This window comes from Haloferula chungangensis (assembly GCF_042664875.1).
GTDB lineage: Bacteria > Verrucomicrobiota > Verrucomicrobiia > Verrucomicrobiales > Akkermansiaceae > Haloferula > Haloferula chungangensis.
On the sequence record NZ_JBHTBS010000014.1, the window covers coordinates 76,493 to 94,785 of the forward strand.

Consider the following 18,293-nt stretch of genomic DNA (forward strand, 5'->3'; position numbering starts at 1 on the left):
CCGAGGGAGGAGAGCGCCGGCTTTCGGCGGCTTTACCCGGTAAAGGATCGAGTCTAACTGCGCCACTCCCGGGGACTCTTCCCGGTTTCCTCACGGAAAGCTTTCGCGAAGTGACTGAGGCTTTGATAGCCGACGTCCAAAGCCACCCCTGTCACCGTCGTCTCCTTATCCCTGAGCAAGTCGCAGGCCGCCGCGATCCTCAGTCGGCGCTGATGCTCGCGCAGCGTCTTCCCTGTTTTTTGTTTCACCACCCGGCTCAGATGAGTCGGAGAAATCCCGCAACGGCGTCCCAAGTCGGCCAGATCAATCGGATCTGCGAGTCTCTGTTCGAGAAGGTGCAGCGCTCGTTCCACCGCCCCTGCCTTGCCGACCCGGTGACAGAAACCTGCCCCGGCATCCGAGCGGCTGGTGCGGAAAAGCCTCACCGCCGCCCATTCCAGAATTCTCGCCTCGACGCGCAGCGCCGCACCCGGCTCCTCGGCGTCCAGATCCGCCAAGCCCGATGCCAGAGCCCTTTCCGGTCCTGTCATCAAACCAGCGAAAGCCAACTTGCCCCCCCCTTCGAGCCACTTCCCAAAATCCGGGTGCACATGTCCCGCACCGATGCGCCGCGCCAGCCATGCCCGGGAAATCACCACGATCTCTGCCTGATGAGCTCCCGGCAGGCGGGTCCAACGCCATTTCTCCGCCTCATCCTCCCCAAAAATCGCATACATCCCCGGTCTGAAATACATCCGGTCCTCTGCCCCCCAGATCATCCCTTCCCCCTCCGGGTTCAGCCACAGCCAGATCTCACCCTCGACTTTCGCCTGCCAGGTGCTCCCTGCCTTCTCCGCACGGCCCCGCAGCCTCCAACAGGTCACTCCACCAAGATCCATCCACTTTTCAAGCCGCATCGCGGCCCCGCTTTAAATGAGATTGCATCTCAATACCAATCATAAAATTCACTCAAAAAAAAACCGCCCGACCCGTCGAACGGGAGGGCGGTTGAGAATTGAGAAGAGGGGTCTTTACTCCTCTTCGGCCACTTCCTCTTCGGCGGCGTCGTCAGCAGCACCATCGTCTTCAGCCGCAGGAGCCGCAACGGATGCTGAAGATTCAGTTGGCATACCGGTATCGATGCTCCCGGTTTGGAAACCGAGGAATGCGACCAATGCGGCAAGGAGGAGAGTAATGATGGGAAATGCCATAATCTTGGAATGTCAGAAATGGAGAATTTAGAACAGTTGCGACCACTCGCCTTGGGCGGAGTTGTCCTCAGCATTGATCCAGATGCTCGCGGTGGAGACCTGCAGGAAAAGCACCGCCGCCGCACCCAGTAACCCGAGTACGGAAAGGGCGATCACCACTGGGCTGGTTCCTGTGCTCTCTTCCTCATCATCCGCTTGCTGCATGGTGGCGGCTTGGGTCGAGATGCCCCCGGTGCTCATTGGCTGGGTCGGAGGCTGGAGTTGCACGGTTGCCTTTGGCAACGCCACCGAGGGAGCGCCTGCGCCAGGCGCGGAAGGAGCCCCTGCCGTCTTGAGTGCAACCGTGGGAGCACCTGCGGAAGCGGGCGCTGTGTTGAGTTTGATGGTAGGGGCCGGGGCCGGAGCACCACCTGCCGTTGGAGCACCTGCGGTGCGGAGAGGGATGGTCGGAGCCGGAGCCGGAGGCGCACCACCTGCAGCCGTTGGCGGCTTGGTCGCAACGGTCGGCGGCTTCGGTGCCGAGACAGTTGGCTTTGGTGCCGACATGGTTGGTTTGGGCGCAGCTGGAGCTGGCGGAGCACCGGTCGGCGAAGCCGAGGGAGCATCTGCCGCCTTAAGAGTCACGCGGACCGTTTCTTTCTTCAGTGGCACACTGGAAGTCTGCTTCGAGGGTTTATTATCGTTGTCGCTCATTCGGGTCCTAGGTGGAAGTTTTTCTGTGAACAGGAAAAAACACCTGTGGCCAGCTCATGTCAAACCCCCATCGCGCGGCTGACGCAGGCATTTTCCAATTTTCCCGGTCTTCAGACTGTCGAGGTTTCCCCTGCCCGCATGCAATCCTTGACGAAAGTCACCTCTCAGCTCCGTAGATTTTCTGCACTCCGCTCTCCTATCCATGATCCCGCGTCGTCAATTTCTCAGCACCACCACTCTCGCCTTCCTTGCCTTGCAGCGCTACTCCCTCGCCGCCCCGTCGAAGCGCGTCATCGAGCCACACGGCCCACTGATCCCTGACCCTCAGCGCATTCTGGATCTTCCAAAAGGCTTCAGCTACCGAGTCATCTCCAAGGTGGGCACCCGGATGAGCGACGGTTTCAAAGTCCCCGGAAAGCCTGATGGGATGGCCGCATTTCCCGGTCCCGATGGAAAAGTCATCCTCGTCCGCAATCACGAACTCCCGCTCACCGCGACCAAGCTCGGCCCCTTTGAGAACCATTTGATGTATCCCGGCAATCTCGACCCCGCCCTGAGCCACGATCCCGGCAAAGGCGGCAACAAGCCCTACTTCGGCGGCACCACCAACCTCGTCTTCGATCCCGCCAGCGGCGAAATTGTCAGCGAGTTCCTCTCTCTCACCGGGACCGATCGGAACTGTGCGGGCGGCGCCATGCCGTGGGGCAGCTGGATCACCTGCGAGGAAACTGACAATCTGACCCGCGGTCGTGGCCGCCATCACGGTTGGTGCTTCGAGGTGAAAGCCACTGCCACCCCCGGCCTCCAGAAAGCCACCGCCCTCAAAGCCCTCGGGCGCTTTCGCCACGAAGCCGTCGCTCTGGATCCCGAGACCGGCATTCTTTATCTCACTGAAGATCGAAGCGACGGCCTGCTCTACCGATTCATCCCCGACAAACAACAGGATTTCACCTCCGGAAAACTTCAAGCCCTTGCCATCGTCGACAAACCAAAAGCCGACCTGCGCAATTACAGTTCGAAATCCAGATGGCCCGTTGAAGGCAAAGAAATCAAGGTCACTTGGATCGACCTCGAGGACACCCATGCCCCCCAAGACGACCTTCGCGTTCGTGGTCATGACGCAGGTGCCGCACGATTCGCCCGCGGCGAAGGCATCCACCATACCCCCGAGGGCATCTTCATCTGCTGCACCGATGGTGGACCGTCACGACGCGGCCAGCTTTTCCTTCTCCAGCCATCCGGCTCCGCCGAAAAGCCCGACACCCTCTCGCTTTTCCTCCAATCCGAGAAAGACGACCTTCTCACCAATGGCGACAACCTTTGCCCGGCCCCCTGGGGCGGACTCGTCGTTTGCGAAGACCTCATCGACGTCTCTTTCGCCGAGCACTCGCATGTCCAATGCGTCACCCCGGAAGGCAAAATCCACACCCTCGCGCGCAACGCCAAAGACAAATCCGAGTTTGCCGGTTGCTGTTTCTCTCCGGGTGGGAAATGGCTCTTCGTCAATCTTTTCGCGCATGGGCTGACGCTTGCCATCACCGGGCCATGGAGCGTGTGAAGCGAGCTTCTCGAGTTTGGGGTTTAAAGTTGGGGGCTTACAGTTTCCACTCGCGGCATGAGCTCGCGCGTCACTGACCTCCACATTGCCAAGAACGTCCCCCTCCCAGCCCCGGCGCTGCTGCAGGCCGAGATCCCGCGCAGCGATGCCCAGGCGGAATTCGTCGCCCGCTCGCGAGAAACCATCGCCTCCATCCTCTTCGGCTCCGACCAGAGACTGCTGGTCATCGTCGGCCCCTGCTCGATCCATGACACCGAGGCCGGCCTCGAATACGCGCGCCGCCTCGCAGCCCTCTCCGAGCGCCTCAAGGACAAGCTCTACATCGTCATGCGGGTCTACTTCGAAAAACCCCGCACCACGGTCGGCTGGAAAGGCCTCATCATGGATCCCAATCTCGATGGCTCGGACAACATCCCCGAAGGCCTGCGCCGCGCCCGCACTTTCCTAAGGGAAGTCATCGACCTCGGGCTACCCACCGCCACCGAACTTCTCGATCCGATCACCCCCCAGTTCATCGCCGACCTCATTTCCTGGTCCGCCATTGGCGCGCGCACGACTGAAAGCCAGACCCACCGCCAGATGGCCTCCGGTCTTTCGATGCCGCTCGGCTTTAAGAACACCACCTCCGGCGACCTCACCGCAGCGATCAACGCCGTGAAGGCCGCCTCGCGCCCGCAGACATTCCTCGGCGTCTCCGATCAGGGCGTCGCCTCGGCCGTCACCACCACCGGCAATCCCCACTGCCATGTGATCCTGCGCGGGGGTGAAAATGGACCGAACTACGATGAAGCTAGTATTTCAGCCACCCGCGACACCCTGAAGAACGCCGGTCTTGAGCCCGTCATGGTCGTCGATGCCTCTCACGCAAACTGCGGCAAGGATGACAGCAGAATGGCCGACGTCTTCCGCGAGATCGTCCGCCAGCGCGCCGCCGGAGACAGCTCGATCATCGGCACCATGCTGGAAAGCAACCTAGTCGCCGGGAACCAGTCGTTCCCCCAACCGCTCGACCAACTCGTCCGTGGCCAATCGATCACCGACAAGTGCATCGACTGGCAGACTACCGACAAGATTCTCCACGAAGCCGCCGAAGCACTCTAACAAGGTGCCGCGACTTCAGTCGCCAGAAGGCGGCACACCCCGTGCCGCAAGCCCAGGAGTCCGCTTCATAGCCCATCCACCCTAGCGCGACGAGGGCGTCGCACCTCCTATCCGCCTCAGTTCGCCAATTGAACAATCGAGTCGAGAATCAACTCATCACCTGGCTGGGGCTTCACTTCGCCGAAGGCGGTGACGGGATTCGCCACCGCGCCGTCGATGCTTACCTCGGTGACCTTGAGTTTTCCAAGGATGCCGCCGTTGCGGCGGATTGCCAGCACCGTGCCAGCCTGGACGTTGTCTTCACGCTCCACGCTCAACACAGCGAAGCCGCCGAACTGCGGGTCTTCGACCCACTCCCTCACCGTCGCAATCAGTAGAGCTTCATTGATGACACGCACACGGCGATCGTCCCGGCTCTTGTTCTCATTCCGCTTATCGAGCAGAAAATCGGTCTCCCGTTCAGCACGTGCGGCCTGCTCCTTTGCCTCCTCCGTCTCGCGTTCAAGCTGTTCCAACCGCTCGGCGAAGACCGCCGCATCCTCACGCGTCACCGCATCGGTCGGCTTTGGCTCTGCCGCCGCTTCGCGCAAAATCCGGCGCTCGCGCTCGAGCTTCAACCGCTCGCTTTCCTGCTCCATCTCAAGCAACTGGCGGCGCAAGTCGTGAATCTCCTCCTCAGGTGCATTGCGCACCTGCTGATTCATTCCTTTATACGAAACACCCACTGCCACCAAAAGCAGTGCAATGGTGGCTCCGAGCATGATCTTCAGCGTGTCCATGCGGCGGACAGTGGGGTGGAACCGGCCGCGTGTCAACGCACCCGCACGTCTCGAATTGAGTCCCTATTTCCCGCCTCTTCAGCGCATCCCCAGGATGAATGCAGCCATCTGCCTCAGCTTATCCACCTTCCCTTTCCACGGCACCGTAGGCGTCAGGACCTCCCAATCCCGCTCTTCGGCGATTTTCTTCAGGCGTTCCGATGGATTCACCACCGTCCCCGCCTCACAACAATACATCATCGGCAAATCCGCCGTGCTGTCGGTATATCCATGGCTCCTGGGCCAGACACCCTCCCGCGGCGGCCCGAGCAATTCGCTCAACCTCCGCACCTTCTCCTCGCTCTTATGGTTCCGCAGATCGGGAAAAAGCTTCATCTTCTCGCCAACTTCCACGGGCGTTCCGAAAGCCAGATCAAAGCCCAGCACCCGCCCGATTTCCCTGATGTAAAGCTCGGGACTCGCTGAGACCAGCAGCGTCAGGTGACCTGCCTCGCGATGGCGTTCCATGCGCTCGATCAGCTCCGCATAACACTTCCCCGGCACCCACTCGGCCACAAATCCCCGCACCCACTCCTCAAGCTGCGCCGGTTCCGTCTTCCACAGGTAGCTCAGGAAAATCCGCTTCATCCCCTCGTCCCCCAGAATCCCTGCAAACGGCGTAAAACCCAAAAACAGCGGAAAGTAGCTCCTCCTCACCGGCTCCTGCCTCAGCACGTAGTTCGCGAACAATATCTGCGTGTCCCACGAAATCATCGTTCCGTCGAAATCAAACAACGCCAGTCCCCGCTCGAATTTCTCCAACTGCTCGCTCGTCACCGCCAAGCACTCTCAAAGCATCTCCCCCTTGGCAACCCGCATCAGGCGTCTACTTTCGCTTGCTCATCGGTTCAACACAGGCAGGTTTGCCGCGTTCTCATGCTCCGCACCATTCTGGCCAGCGCACTCTTGACCACGGGAGTTGCTTCCTCCTCGAACGCCTCGGAACTCAGCAAACGGCTCACCTTCACCGTGGCCGCGGGCACGGCCACGGAAGTCGGCCTCATCCGGCCGATCGCCAGCCCGGAAGGCACAGTCGACGGCGTCACCGCTATCCGCAGCTACTCCGGGAACTTCTCCGCTGATCTCGTCTTCGACACCAACACCCTCGCCCCCAAGAATTTCACCTTCAACAGCGGCTCCATCATCGGCTCCGGCTATTCCCTGCAGCTCTTCTCCAACGTGGTCTATGCCGCTCCCTACGGCATAAAATCGACCTTCTACTTTCAGCAAGCCGGCCAGATTTCCTACTCGCCCACCACGATGCTGCCACCGGGACTTGTTGATGGCAGCGGTGCGCTCATTCCCTCCCAGCAAAACTTCCTCGCTTCCCAAGGGATCATCGTCACCGGCCGCTCCGTCACCGGCACCGCACTGAACCGGATCACCGACGACTACATCAACTTTCCCGACACCCTCCCTCTCCCGGGAAGCGCGACGGTGACCATTTCTCAGGTTTCAAAGAACACCTTCAGCCGGACGCTCAAAGCAAAACTCGTCCTATCGCTCAATGAAGCCGAAACGATCCTGCTCCCAGCGCCCTCGTTGAACACCAGCATCATCAAAACCGAAGCCGGCACGATCACCAGCAGCTCTTCCAACTTTACCGCCCCCACCCCCTACGGCCAGTGGGCCATCGACAACCAACTCAACAATCCCGACCCGGAAAGCCCCAACCCATCCGGCATTCCCTACGCCATTCTCATGGCGCTCGACTTACCAGCCACCGCTTCCACGTTGCCAATCACGATTGAAAATACCGGCTACGGCCCCGTCGCCACCATCGTCCTCCCCGAGGACGGCCTGCAAAACCCCATGAGCATCGAATACACGAGCGATCTCAGCGCCTCCAACTGGGTTCCCTTGACGACGAATTACTACCTCCACGGCCCCAGCGCACTCGACCAAGGAAAATCCGGCTCGCCGAAATTCACCCTTCCCCCAGGCCCCACCGGCTTCATCCGTTTCGTTTCCATCATCGAGTAACAAGCTTCAGCCAAACAGGCCGATCATCATCGAGATCAGCATTCCCAGCGGCAACCAGATCAGGAAGCTGATCCAGAAGCCCACCAAAGCACGCGTGCCCCACTCACTGCGGCTTTCCGAAAGCGTATCGCTGAGGAAGCCCAGAAGCTGAGTCCCCGCCAGCGCCAACAACACCGACGGCAAAACAAACGGGCTCCAGCCGTTGCTTCCGCTGCCGATGATTTCAGCAAGCACGCTCAGCACCAACACCAGCCAAGCCTGCACCAACGATCCCATCGCAATCCAGCCGATGACCTCACCTGCACGGATCGTCGACTCCTTGTTGCCCAGACTCACCGATGCCGATTCTCTTTTCCATGGCACCAGCTTGAGAGACTTCACCGGCCCCGTGACCTGACCGTCCGACTTCTCCTCGGAGCCACTGCCCCAGTTGCGCCGACGGGCATATCTCCCCTGACGGTAGGCTTTTCCCGTTAGACGATCGCCACTCACAAGCCGACCCACCGAGTCATCGGGAGAGATCGTTCTGAATCCACGGTTATACATAACACCTGAGACATTACTTATTCAAACAAACCAAAGCCATGGGAACCAGAGATCTCAATTGTAGCCGTCTCACGACAACCACGAGATCAGCAGCGTGATCGGAATCCAGCCCAGAAAGCTGACCCAGAACGACACGATCCCAATTACGCCCCATGAGCGATACCCGCGCGACAGCGAGTGCCCGGCGATGCCGAAAAGGTGCACACCATAAAGTGCGACAATAAACGAACGGCCAGTCCACTCCCCCCAGCAGCTCGGATCCCAGCCGATCAGTTGATAGATGATGCCGAGCATCACACCCATCCACAGGTTCATCACCAGGCCGATCGCGATCAGCCCAAGAAATCCACCCCAGCGGATTGATTTCAGATCAATCGGCGGCTCAATCGTTCCGCCCAGCTTCACCATCGGAGCCACCTTCATTTGCAGCTGGCCGCGCCCCTTCGGCACCTCGATGAAATTGAACTTCACCGTCGGATTTTCATCCGCAGGTCTCGACTCCCGCCGGCGACTCCTCGTTTTCCGAAACGTCGGAGTCGGAGTCGGGCAGCGGAAGGTTCTTTGGCATCCAGCGTTCGGTCTCATCGCATTGCCAGGATCCTAGCCACCTCTTCCAGCCCCAGCTATGGGAACCGAACCCTCCTTTTGTAGCCGCCCTTTCCCCAATTCGCTGAAATTTAGAGTTTAAAGTTCAAAGTTTCCACCCTACCCATCGCTCCGCATGAAAATCGTCGTCGCATACTCCGGAGGGCTCGACACCTCCGTCCTCCTCCTCTGGCTCAAGGAAAAATACAACGCTGAAATCATCGCCTATTGTTCCGATTGCGGGCAGGGCGACGAGCTCGACGGTCTCGAAGCCAAAGCCCTCTCCACCGGCGCCTCCAAGTGCTACATTGATGACCAGAAGGAAGAATTCGCCCGCGACTACATCTTCCCGATGTTTCAGGCCAACGCCGTCTACGAAGGCCGCTACCTCCTCGGCACCTCGATCGCCCGCCCCTGCATCACCAAGGGCATGGTCGACGTCGCCATCAAGGAAGGCGCCGACGCCATCGCCCACGGTGCCACCGGCAAGGGCAACGACCAGGTCCGCTTCGAACTTTCCGCCGCCGCCCTCGCCCCGAACATCAAGTGCATCGCCCCCTGGCGCGACGCCGAGTTCCGCAAGCAGTTCCCCGGCCGCAAGGAGATGATCGAATACGCCGAAGCGCACAACATCCCGGTCAAGGCCTCCATGAAGAAGCCCTACTCGATGGACCGCAACCTCCTGCACATCTCCTTCGAAGCCGGCGCCCTCGAAGACACCTGGTACGACGCCACCGGCGAAGCCGACCGCGACATGTATGTGCTCTCCGTCTCCCCCGAAGACGCCCCCGACAAACCGCAGATGCTTCAGTGCCTTTTCGAAAAGGGCAACATCATCGGTCTCCAAACCGAAGGACTCGCCGAACTCATCGCCAAGCTCGGTGACTTCGCAGTCCAGGGCGAAAAAGACGGCTACACGCTTCTCACACCTTACGGCGTCATGCGCGTCCTCAACGCCCTCGGCGGAGCCCACGGCATCGGCCGCATCGACATCGTCGAGAACCGCTTCGTCGGCATGAAGTCACGCGGCATCTATGAAACTCCCGGCGGCACCATCCTGCTCGCCGCCCACCGCGACTTGGAAACCCTCGTCATCGACCGCGAGCTTCAGCAAACCCGCGACACCCTCATTCCGAAGTACGCCCAGCTCGTCTACAACGGTTTCTGGTTCGCCCCTGAGCGCGAAGCCATCCAGGCCCTCGTCACCGAGTCCCAGAAAAAGGTCTCCGGTGAAGTCCGCCTCAAGCTTTACAAGGGCAACGTCATGCAGGCCGGACGGCGCAGCCCGCACAGCATGTATGACGAAGCCGTCGCCACCATGGAAGGCGGCCAGGAAGAAGCCTACAACCAGGACGACGCCACCGGCTTCATCGCCCTCAACGCCCTCCGCCTCAAAGCCAACGCGAGACAAAAATAAGGGAGCAGGAGCAGGTCACCTTACCCCTAAATTCCTCACAACCCCGCAGCGCCAAACCGGCCTGCGGGGTTTTTCATTCCCTTCAGAACTCCACCTCATCCACCCCGCGTCACAATAATATCAAACGGATAAATCTCTCCATCCGACTCTGCCAAAATTGCATTCTCAGGACGCACATCCGTTGCCACCACTTCCCCACGCCGCCAACTCAGCTCCGCCAGCATCTCCAATCGAGTCGGCAGATTCGCCGGCTCCCACCCGCGCCCTCGCATCCAGGCATTGAGCTCCGCCTCCGTCGGATTTCCCCCGACAAGGAAGGGCTGCCGCAGCAGCAAAAAATCCGCATCGTCTCCGACCCCGTCCAATTCAAGACCCGTCGGGAAATTTCCCTCCATGAGCTGGAAGCGCAGTAAAGCCTCCTCCAATCCTCCCGGCCGAATAACCCACATCCCCTCCGGATCCCGATCCATCATCCATCCGAAACCCGCCTTGCCATCCCCACCTAACAGCTTGATCACCTGCTGCTCATCGGAGTTACCAAATACCACCGCTTCGCCCCCTCCGCCAATCAAGGCAAGATCGCCCCGACTTTCATCATCATGAAAGTCAGCCAGCCTCAGAGCCAGCGACCGACCGAACTCGGGAGTCTCCCGGAAAATTCGGTTCAGTTCGCCTTCGACTTGCGGACCGTCGAGACGGTCGCCGAAGTCTTTTCGCGCAAAGCGTCTTCCGGCAGCACCGGCCCACTCCGCGATTCGAGGATCGCCGCCCGCTCGCGATTGCGGCGAGTTTGTTCGAGCATCTCCTCTACCGTCACCCGGCGCTGGTTTTTCGGACCCATGAAATGAGCGTATCAGACTTCCCGCATTTCTCAAGCTGAAGCTCAAGGTGTTCATGAGACCAACCCTAACCCCGCCATCCCATCAGAAAAGCCGAAAAGGGAGCAAGGGCAACCTGCCCTCCGTAGCGTTAGCGAAGGATGGGTTCCTCCCCTGCCTCCTCACCTCAAGAATCCTCCAAAAGCCCCGCAGAGCCCACCAGCCTGCGGGGTTCTTCGTTTCTTTTCTCTGGCATCCCCCCGCCCGATTCTGGTCTCTTCCCCCCGCCGCGCAGCGGCCTCATTTCGGAGTTCCAGATTCAACGTTTAAAGTTTCCCATGTCCGCACCCAAGACCGCCATCACCCCGACCCGCGCCGACGATTTCCCCGAATGGTACCAGCAGGTCATCAAAGCCGCCGACATGGCGGAAAATTCCGAAACCCGCGGTTGCATGGTCATCAAGCCGTGGGGTTACGGCATCTGGGAACTCATCCAGCAGGGCCTCGACCGACGCTTCAAGGAAACTGGTCACCAGAACGCTTACTTCCCTCTTCTCATCCCGCTTTCCTATCTCGAAAAGGAAGCCGAGCACGCCGAAGGCTTCGCCACCGAGTGCGCCGTCGTCACCCATCACCGCCTCGAAGCGGTCAAGGACGAGGAAACCGGAAAAACCAAGATGATTCCGACCGGCGAACTCGCCGAGCCCTACGTCATCCGCCCGACCTCCGAAACCATCATCGGCGCGGCTTTCTCCCGCTGGGTCCAGTCCTACCGCGACCTCCCGCTGCTCATCAACCAGTGGGCCAACGTCATGCGCTGGGAAATGCGTCCGCGCATGTTCCTGCGCACCGCCGAGTTCCTCTGGCAGGAAGGCCACACCGCCCACGAGACCGCCGAGGAAGCCATCGAGGAAACGCGCAAAATGCACAAGGTCTACGCCGACTTCCTGCGCGACCACCTCGCCATCCCCGTGATCCCCGGTGAAAAAACCGAGAACGAACGTTTCCCCGGCGCCGACATGACCCTCACCGTCGAAGCCATGGTGCAGGACAAAAAAGCCATCCAGGCCGGCACCTCGCATTACCTCGGCACCAATTTCTCCAAAGCCCAGGACATCTCCTTTACCGGACGCGAAGGCAGCGTCGAGCACGCCCACACCACCTCGTGGGGCGTCTCCACCCGCCTCATCGGCACGCTGATCATGGCGCACTCGGACGACGACGGCCTCGTCCTCCCGCCACGAGTCGCCACTCAGCAGATCGTCATCATTCCCATCACCCCGAAGGAAGATACTAGAGATGCCGTACTTGCCAGCTGCCACGCCCTCGCCACCACCCTGCGGAAGGACTGCAAGTTCCACGGCGAACCACTGCGCGTCCTCGTCGATGAGCGCGACGTCAAAGGCAAGAAGTGGGAATGGGTCAAGAAAGGCGCCCCGCTCCGCATCGAGATCGGCCCGCGCGACGTCGAGTCCCGCAAGCTCTGCCTCCAGCGTCGGGACAAGCCTTCCAACGACAAGGAATTCGTCGACAAAGAAGACTTCCTTCGCAACGTCACCGACATCCTTCAGGAGATCCACGACAACCTCCTCAATGCCGCAACCGCCTTCCGCGATGAAAACATCGTTGAGTGCAGCGACCTCGAAAGCTTCCACAAGCACTGGAAGCAGGACAACCCCGGCTGGCTCCTCACCCCATGGTGTGGCTCCTCCGCCGAAGAAGACGCCCTTTCCAAAGAGCACAAAATCACCGTCCGCTGCCTCCCCCTCGACAAGCAGGACGAGCCGGAGCAAGCCTGCCTCGTCACCGGCAAGCCCACCAAGCTCCGCGCACTCTGGGGCCGCAGTTACTAACGAGATCTTCCAAGGAGCGGGGATTTGCAATCCCCGATGAAGGAGCCCTCTCCACCTTTGGGTGTAGAGCCCCCCTCCGGCAACGACACCCGGCTTGCCCGGTGGATACAATCCACCGCTCCTTGACCTTCTCTCAATCTTTTTACTTTGCCCCACAAAGCCCATTGAGATATGCATCCCCTCATGCTCAAGCGCTACTGGCAGCTCTTCCCCCTTACCATCACCCTCTGCCCCCTCCTCGGACTCCTCGCCGTCGGCATCCTCACCCTCCTTCAGCCGAAGGTCTACGAGGCAACGACAGTCCTTCAAGTGAGGCACTATGCGCGCCCAATCGATACCCCTCCCTCACTTGGCGTCCCCAAAGGGTTTTCTCCCACGATCTGGTGCCCAACCGAATTCGAAGTCGTCAAATCCCAGGAGACCCTCGACATCGTCATCGACGAACTCGACCTCCTCACCCGCTGGAATGTCGACCGCGACATCGCCCGCCGGCGATTGAGCGAAAACATCCACGCTCAAAAGATCAGGGAATCCGACCTCATCGAAATCCGCGTCCACGCCGCTAGCCCCGAACAAGCCCAGAACATCGCCGTCACCCTCACCGAAGTCTATCGAGCAAGACGCACCAAGCTGGAAACCCAACGCACCGAACAAGCGATCGCCGAACTCCGCGACGCCGTCAAAAAGCAAGAAGCCACCGTCGAAGACAAGAGAAAGACCCTCACGACCATCATTCGAAACCAGGAGCTGCTCTTGCATCACATTCAACCGAGCAAAACAAAAAGCGCCTACTCCGAACTACTTGAACAGAAGGTCTTGTTAGAAAGCCAGATCGAAACCCTCCTCAAATACGATGGCGATCAATTGATGACCTATGCCGCCGGCCTGCAACTTCCCGAGAACATTATCCGCACCCTCCACCCTCAGTATCTCGAGGCAAAACGAACCCTCACCTCCCTTCAACTCGCAGGCCTCGGTGACGCCCATCCAAGCGTCACTCAACAGAAGGAGAAGGTAGACGGCATGCGCCGAGATCTCGATGAGGGTATCATCGCTCTACGAGAAACGCTCCGAGCCCAATTGGAATTGAGTAAGAGCAAGTCTGCCGAACTTGAGTCAAAATTGGGCCGACAGATAGGCACTGGTTATGGAATCGGCCTCCACGGCTTCGACGATGCCAAAGCCGAATTCGAAACCGCCCAGCGCCTCCTCGAACAACTTAAAATCAAACTCATCGCCGAGGAGATGCAGCGGCGCATCACCGAATCCCCCATCATCATCCACGCAGAACCCACCCTGCCCGAAAAACCCGTCTACCCCCAGTTCCTCCGAAATCTCACCATCGGGCTCCTATCCGGCATCGCCCTCGGCATCATTTCTCCCCTCCTCTTCTCACCCGTCCTCATGCGACGCGACTCCAGGGAATCACTTCGACCGAACTAATCGCCGACGGGGTTCAGGAGAGACAAGGTGCCTCATCCACGGACCAAGTCCGCGAAGTAATTACTGCCCGATCGGAAGCCAACGCTTCACCATCTGGGACAACTGACCATTTTTCTTCCATTTGGCGATCGTCGCATTCGCCTTATTCAGCGTGACACTGTCACCTCGCCGCACTGCCCAGGCTAACTCGTCGTCTCCGAGTGGTGTGGGAACCATCGTCACCCCTTGGGCAGCCCCGGCAGACGACAGACTCCAGATCACCGGTGCGTCATGCAGGAAGGCATCGATCTTGCCACTGGCCAAGGCGTGGATCGCCTGATCGGGACTCTTGAGCGGAACCACCGTCGCTTTCAGGCAGGTCCTCTGAACGTAAGCTTCTGAAACGGTTCCGACCTCCACACCAATCTTCTTTTCCACCAAGGCAATAATCCGCGGATCGGAATAGAACTGAAACTCATTGGCTCGCACGAGAATCATCTGTCCGACTTCCAGGTAAGGCGTGGTGAAATCAGCATAACTCCGCCGTTCATTCGTAACCGTCATGTTGGACATGACGATGTCCACCTCGCCAGTCTGAAGCGACGGCAGCAAGCGATCCCAGCTGCGTTCAATGAAACGTGGCGTTTTTCCCATCTCCGCCGCCAGCGCCCGTCCAAAATCCGCCTCCAGTCCAAGATACTCCCCACCCGATTTATAAATCATCGGAGGAGAATTGGGCGCCACGGCGATCCGCAGAATGTCCGGTGAGGCCGACACCATCTGATTGTTGGCGCATCCAGCCAGTAGGATAGCCACAGACAAGCAGGACATCAGAGAAAGAAGACGAGTGATCTTGGTCATGGAATGCTTTGCAGCCTGACTCCACGAAACCGATCCGAAAACCATATCAACTGTCATGCGCCCAAAGGGATGCTCCCCCAGACCACAAAAAAATCGGAGCCGGACAATGTCCGACCCCGATAGGAAAGATGGCGAGCTAGCCTTTCGGCACCGCCAAACGAAACTTTAACGATCAACGCGAGCCGAGCCACCGCCAACGAGCTTCTTCACCTCGTCAACCGTTGCCATCGTCGTGTCGCCTGGCGTAGTCATCGCCAGCGCGCCATGGGCAGCACCGTATTCGACCGCCAGCTTGGCGTCATTGAATTCCATGAATCCATAGACCAGACCGCTCGCAAAGGAATCACCACCGCCGACGCGGTCGTAAATCTCCATTTTCGGACGATGCGTCGCTTCGTGGAACTCGCCGTCGTGATAGCAGATCGCGCCCCAGTCGTTGACCGTCGCGCTGTGCACGTCGCGCAACGTCGTGGCCACCACCTGGAAGTTCGGGAAGTCGGCGACGGCATTCTTGATCATGTTCTTGAAGCTATCCACTTCGAGACCGGTGATCTCATCGCTCACGCCTTCCACTTCAAATCCCAGCGAGGCGGTGAAGTCCTCTTCGTTGCCGATCATCACATCGACATATTTGGCGATTTCCCGGTTCACTTCCTGAGCCTTGGCCAGACCACCAATGCTCTTCCAGAGCGATGGACGGTAGTTGAGGTCGTAGGAAACAATCGTGCCGTGCTTCTTCGCCGCCTTGCAGGCCTCGATGGTCAACTCGGCCGTCGTTTCGGAAAGCGCTGCGAAAATACCACCGGTGTGAAACCAGCGACTGCCCTGCTTGCCGAAAACTTCCTCCCAGTCGACGTCGCCCGGCTTCATCTGCATCGCAGCCGTCAGACCCCGGTCAGGAGTTCCCTTCGCACCACGAACGCCGAAGCCCTTCTCCGTGAAGTTCAGTCCGTTGCGGACATTGCGGCCAAGGCCATCGAATTCCGCCCAGTTGATGAAACGGGTATCCACTCCGCCTTGAAGAATGAAGTCCTCAAGTAGGCGACCGATATCGTTGTCGGCAAAGGCCGTCACCACGGCTGCCCGCTTGCCGAAGCAACGGCGCAATCCCCGAGCAACATTGTATTCGCCGCCGCCTTCCCAGACGTCGAAACGGCGGGCAGTGCGGGTGCGACCGTCACCGGGGTCGAAACGGAGCATGACTTCCCCGAGGGAAACGATGTCATACTGACAGGAGGCTGCGTCTTTAATCTTAATGGCCATGGTATCAGATTTCTTAAAGGAATGGGCTAAGGGTTAAAACTTGTTGGCCTGAATGAAGTCGGAATCTCCCTTCAGGAAATTGATGAGATTGTTCGTCGCACGCGTCGCCTGGCGATTCACACTTTCATGGGTTCGCGAGCCAATGTGTGACGTGATGATGCAGTTCGGGGCACCAATCAACGGATGGTTCGGCGCAGGTGGTTCCGCATCAAGCACGTCGGCACCGTAACCTCCGACCTTACCGCTCTTGAGAGCCTCAAGCATATCTTCCACCACCACCAACTCGCCACGTGCACAGTTGAGCACCACCACATTGTCACGCATCTCGGCGATCTTCGAAGTGTTGATCATTCCCTCAGTCGTATCATCGAGGAAGCAGTGCAGGGAAACCACATCGGAGTTGTGAAGCACCTCATCCATGTTGGCACAGCGCTTCACCCCGTATTTGTAGGAGAAAGCTCCGTCAAAAAATGGATCGTAAGCAATGATGTCCATGCCGAAAGCCTTCGCACGAATCGCCACTTCCTTGCCGATCCGGCCGAGACCGATGATACCGATGGTCTTACCCATGATTTCATTGCCCACTGGCTTCTTCCAGCCGGCCACCCACTCGCCATTCTGCACGGCAACAGCGTTCGACTGGATCTTCTTGGTGATCCCAAGAAGCAGACCAAAAGTATGTTCGGCAACCGTGGTGTGATTCACTCCCGGAGTAAAAAGCACCGGAAGTCTCTTCTCGGTCGCATACTTCACATCAATCTTATCAAGACCGATACCGTATTTGCTGATCACTTTCAGACGCGGGAGCGACTTGTCGATCACGGCCTGTGTGATGGCATCATCACCACAGAGAAAGCCATCAAACTCACCCGCCAACTCCAGCATCCGTGCCTCCGAAAGCGGGCCGCGCTCCCGAACGATTTCAAAACCACCGCTTTCAAGCAGATCATGGTGGCTTCCCGGAGTGTCCTGATAGGAGGTGGTCGTCAGCAGAATTCGCGAACTCATAGATGCCTCTTCTGAGCCTTCCCCATATGTCATACAAGTCTAAAAATCAGCCAGTTCACGAGATGACTCACTGTATTTTGTCGACTAACAACGAAGCGACATCTTCAAGATGACTCCAAGGATTCCGACGCGCCAGATGCTCCCATCATTGAGCACTATCGACCTCATTCGTGGATCGCCAGTGCGGAGTCACAGCAAACCATAAAAGCGTCTTCTTCAGAACACCTTCCCCATGGGACAGAAACCCCGCAGGTCAATGAACCAGCCAATTTATCAATCTGGTCACTCTCATCCCATGAGATCAATGAAGCAAAAACAGCAAGACCCTTCATCCCGCCAAAGACGCTTAATCCCACTCAACTCAAGCCGACAACATCCGCTGTCCTCGCTGAGAAACTTTCTCCCCAAGACCTCCGTTCCAAACGCGCTCCCAAACATGGATTCAGGCGAGTACCAGACGCTCGTCTTCCTCCAACTTCTTTGAAAGAGCATCCCAGCCGCCCGGTCTCTGCAGATTGAAGACCTGCAGATACAAGGTCACGAGTTTCGGATCAAAATCACCGACCAGTTGATCCACGGCATTATCCAAAGCAGCCGAATCCATTGACTCAGGAAGATCGCCCGTTACCGAGCCCTTTCCATCATGCTCGATCTCCATGGCATCACAGAAGTTCGCCAACATCTCCTGATTGCCCGCCATCAACCATACCTGAAGAAGATGCTCGCCGATGGTATCGGATTGTTTCGACTTCAGTGTCTTGAGAATCCACGCATACTGATCGACAAGCGGTTTTTTCTGAACAAAGACGAGACGAAGTTTCCGAGACTGCGCCAGGGAAGAAAGCGCAGAACGGTAGACATTCTTATCATGTTCCCGGAACCAGTCGAGCATCTGGGTAACAAGAGCGGGATCAATGGCGTTGTAGATTTCGTGAGCTTTCACAGGCAGTTCTTAAGTTGGAGGAATCCAAGCGGAGTTGTGACGAAAGCCAAGCACAGAACCAGCATAGGCAAACAATTCAGCTGCATTCAAAAATTCGTGCGATGTGGGCAAAAAAGAGCCTCGCACCAGCGTTAGCTAGTGCGAGGCAAATACCTGGCGGCGACCTACTCTCACAGGACCTGTCGTCCCACTACCATCGGCGCAACAGCGTTTCACTTCCGGGTTCGGAATGGG

At 58.6% G+C, this 18,293-nt stretch carries 19 protein-coding genes and 1 rRNA gene; 6 read left to right on the forward strand and 14 right to left on the reverse strand.

From position 1 onward, the window contains the following. Positions 1–53: 53 nt before the first annotated feature. The 3 genes from ACFQY0_RS18980 to ACFQY0_RS18990 all read right to left on the reverse strand — a co-directional run bounded on the left by ACFQY0_RS18980 (position 54) and on the right by ACFQY0_RS18990 (position 1,883). Positions 54–896, reverse strand: a complete 843-nt coding sequence (locus tag ACFQY0_RS18980) for a helix-turn-helix domain-containing protein (RefSeq protein ID WP_379715817.1) — start codon at positions 894–896, stop codon at positions 54–56. A 114-nt stretch (positions 897–1,010) separates the two neighbouring features. Then, the gene (locus tag ACFQY0_RS18985; protein ID WP_379715820.1) at positions 1,011–1,190 is read right to left on the reverse strand and encodes a hypothetical protein; all 180 of its coding nucleotides are present in this window, start codon (positions 1,188–1,190) and stop codon (positions 1,011–1,013) included. 27 nt (positions 1,191–1,217) lie between these two features. Beyond that, entirely contained in the window at positions 1,218–1,883 is a 666-nt protein-coding gene (locus ACFQY0_RS18990; RefSeq protein WP_379715823.1) for a hypothetical protein, read from the reverse strand. A 202-nt stretch (positions 1,884–2,085) separates the two neighbouring features. Between ACFQY0_RS18990 and ACFQY0_RS18995 the strand changes: the two genes are divergently transcribed. Both ACFQY0_RS18995 and ACFQY0_RS19000 read left to right on the forward strand, forming a co-directional pair. Next, a complete protein-coding gene (locus tag ACFQY0_RS18995; RefSeq protein ID WP_379715826.1) occupies positions 2,086–3,441 on the forward strand; it encodes an alkaline phosphatase PhoX in 1,356 nt (451 codons plus the stop codon). Between the two features lie 57 nt (positions 3,442–3,498). Next, positions 3,499–4,542, forward strand: coding sequence for a 3-deoxy-7-phosphoheptulonate synthase (locus ACFQY0_RS19000; RefSeq protein ID WP_379715829.1), 1,044 nt, complete (start codon positions 3,499–3,501; stop codon positions 4,540–4,542). Positions 4,543–4,658: 116 nt separating this feature from the next. On the opposite strand, the gene ACFQY0_RS19005 is transcribed toward ACFQY0_RS19000, so the two are convergent. Together ACFQY0_RS19005 and ACFQY0_RS19010 are read right to left on the reverse strand one after the other, a co-directional pair. Beyond that, the gene (locus ACFQY0_RS19005; protein ID WP_379715832.1) at positions 4,659–5,321 is read right to left on the reverse strand and encodes a hypothetical protein; all 663 of its coding nucleotides are present in this window, start codon (positions 5,319–5,321) and stop codon (positions 4,659–4,661) included. 78 nt (positions 5,322–5,399) lie between these two features. After that, positions 5,400–6,137, reverse strand: coding sequence for an HAD family hydrolase (locus ACFQY0_RS19010; protein ID WP_379715870.1), 738 nt, complete (start codon positions 6,135–6,137; stop codon positions 5,400–5,402). Between the two features lie 99 nt (positions 6,138–6,236). On the opposite strand from ACFQY0_RS19010, the gene ACFQY0_RS19015 reads away from it, so the two are divergent. Beyond that, positions 6,237–7,343 carry a hypothetical protein gene (locus tag ACFQY0_RS19015; RefSeq protein WP_379715835.1) on the forward strand — a complete coding sequence of 369 codons (1,107 nt, stop codon included), beginning with the start codon at positions 6,237–6,239 and terminating at the stop codon, positions 7,341–7,343. Positions 7,344–7,349: 6 nt separating this feature from the next. On the opposite strand, the gene ACFQY0_RS19020 is transcribed toward ACFQY0_RS19015, so the two are convergent. After that, a complete protein-coding gene (locus tag ACFQY0_RS19020; protein ID WP_379715838.1) occupies positions 7,350–7,889 on the reverse strand; it encodes a hypothetical protein in 540 nt (179 codons plus the stop codon). A 69-nt stretch (positions 7,890–7,958) separates the two neighbouring features. Continuing rightward, positions 7,959–8,360 carry a hypothetical protein gene (locus ACFQY0_RS19025; RefSeq protein WP_379715841.1) on the reverse strand — a complete coding sequence of 134 codons (402 nt, stop codon included), beginning with the start codon at positions 8,358–8,360 and terminating at the stop codon, positions 7,959–7,961. A 250-nt stretch (positions 8,361–8,610) separates the two neighbouring features. Between ACFQY0_RS19025 and argG the strand changes: the two genes are divergently transcribed. Then, positions 8,611–9,891: an argininosuccinate synthase gene (argG, locus tag ACFQY0_RS19030; RefSeq protein WP_379715844.1), complete on the forward strand. Its 1,281-nt coding sequence runs from the start codon at positions 8,611–8,613 to the stop codon at positions 9,889–9,891. 95 nt (positions 9,892–9,986) lie between these two features. Here argG and ACFQY0_RS19035 read toward each other — a convergent pair whose 3' ends face one another. Beyond that, positions 9,987–10,463 (reverse strand): hypothetical protein, encoded by a 477-nt coding sequence (locus ACFQY0_RS19035; RefSeq protein ID WP_379715846.1) that lies wholly within the window; start codon positions 10,461–10,463, stop codon positions 9,987–9,989. A 92-nt stretch (positions 10,464–10,555) separates the two neighbouring features. Then, positions 10,556–10,732 carry a hypothetical protein gene (locus ACFQY0_RS19040; RefSeq protein ID WP_379715849.1) on the reverse strand — a complete coding sequence of 59 codons (177 nt, stop codon included), beginning with the start codon at positions 10,730–10,732 and terminating at the stop codon, positions 10,556–10,558. A gap of 315 nt (positions 10,733–11,047) precedes the next feature. Here ACFQY0_RS19040 and proS point away from each other — a divergent pair, with 315 nt between their 5' ends. Both proS and ACFQY0_RS19050 read left to right on the forward strand, forming a co-directional pair. Next, positions 11,048–12,562 (forward strand): proline--tRNA ligase, encoded by a 1,515-nt coding sequence (proS, locus tag ACFQY0_RS19045; RefSeq protein WP_379715852.1) that lies wholly within the window; start codon positions 11,048–11,050, stop codon positions 12,560–12,562. A 171-nt stretch (positions 12,563–12,733) separates the two neighbouring features. Continuing rightward, positions 12,734–14,005 carry a GumC family protein gene (locus ACFQY0_RS19050; protein WP_379715855.1) on the forward strand — a complete coding sequence of 424 codons (1,272 nt, stop codon included), beginning with the start codon at positions 12,734–12,736 and terminating at the stop codon, positions 14,003–14,005. Positions 14,006–14,065: 60 nt separating this feature from the next. Here the strand turns inward: ACFQY0_RS19050 and ACFQY0_RS19055 are convergent, their stop codons facing one another. From ACFQY0_RS19055 to rrf, 5 genes are all read right to left on the reverse strand, one after another. Further along, positions 14,066–14,902, reverse strand: coding sequence for a substrate-binding periplasmic protein (locus ACFQY0_RS19055; RefSeq protein WP_379715858.1), 837 nt, complete (start codon positions 14,900–14,902; stop codon positions 14,066–14,068). Positions 14,903–15,010: 108 nt separating this feature from the next. Next, entirely contained in the window at positions 15,011–16,108 is a 1,098-nt protein-coding gene (locus tag ACFQY0_RS19060; protein ID WP_379715861.1) for a PfkB family carbohydrate kinase, read from the reverse strand. A 33-nt stretch (positions 16,109–16,141) separates the two neighbouring features. Then, positions 16,142–17,116 carry an NAD(P)-dependent oxidoreductase gene (locus ACFQY0_RS19065; protein ID WP_379715864.1) on the reverse strand — a complete coding sequence of 325 codons (975 nt, stop codon included), beginning with the start codon at positions 17,114–17,116 and terminating at the stop codon, positions 16,142–16,144. 442 nt (positions 17,117–17,558) lie between these two features. Beyond that, complete coding sequence (locus ACFQY0_RS19070; RefSeq protein WP_379715867.1) at positions 17,559–18,059, reverse strand: hypothetical protein; 501 nt, start codon at positions 18,057–18,059, stop codon at positions 17,559–17,561. A gap of 151 nt (positions 18,060–18,210) precedes the next feature. Continuing rightward, positions 18,211–18,293 (reverse strand): 5S ribosomal RNA (gene rrf, locus ACFQY0_RS19075); the annotation flags it as partial.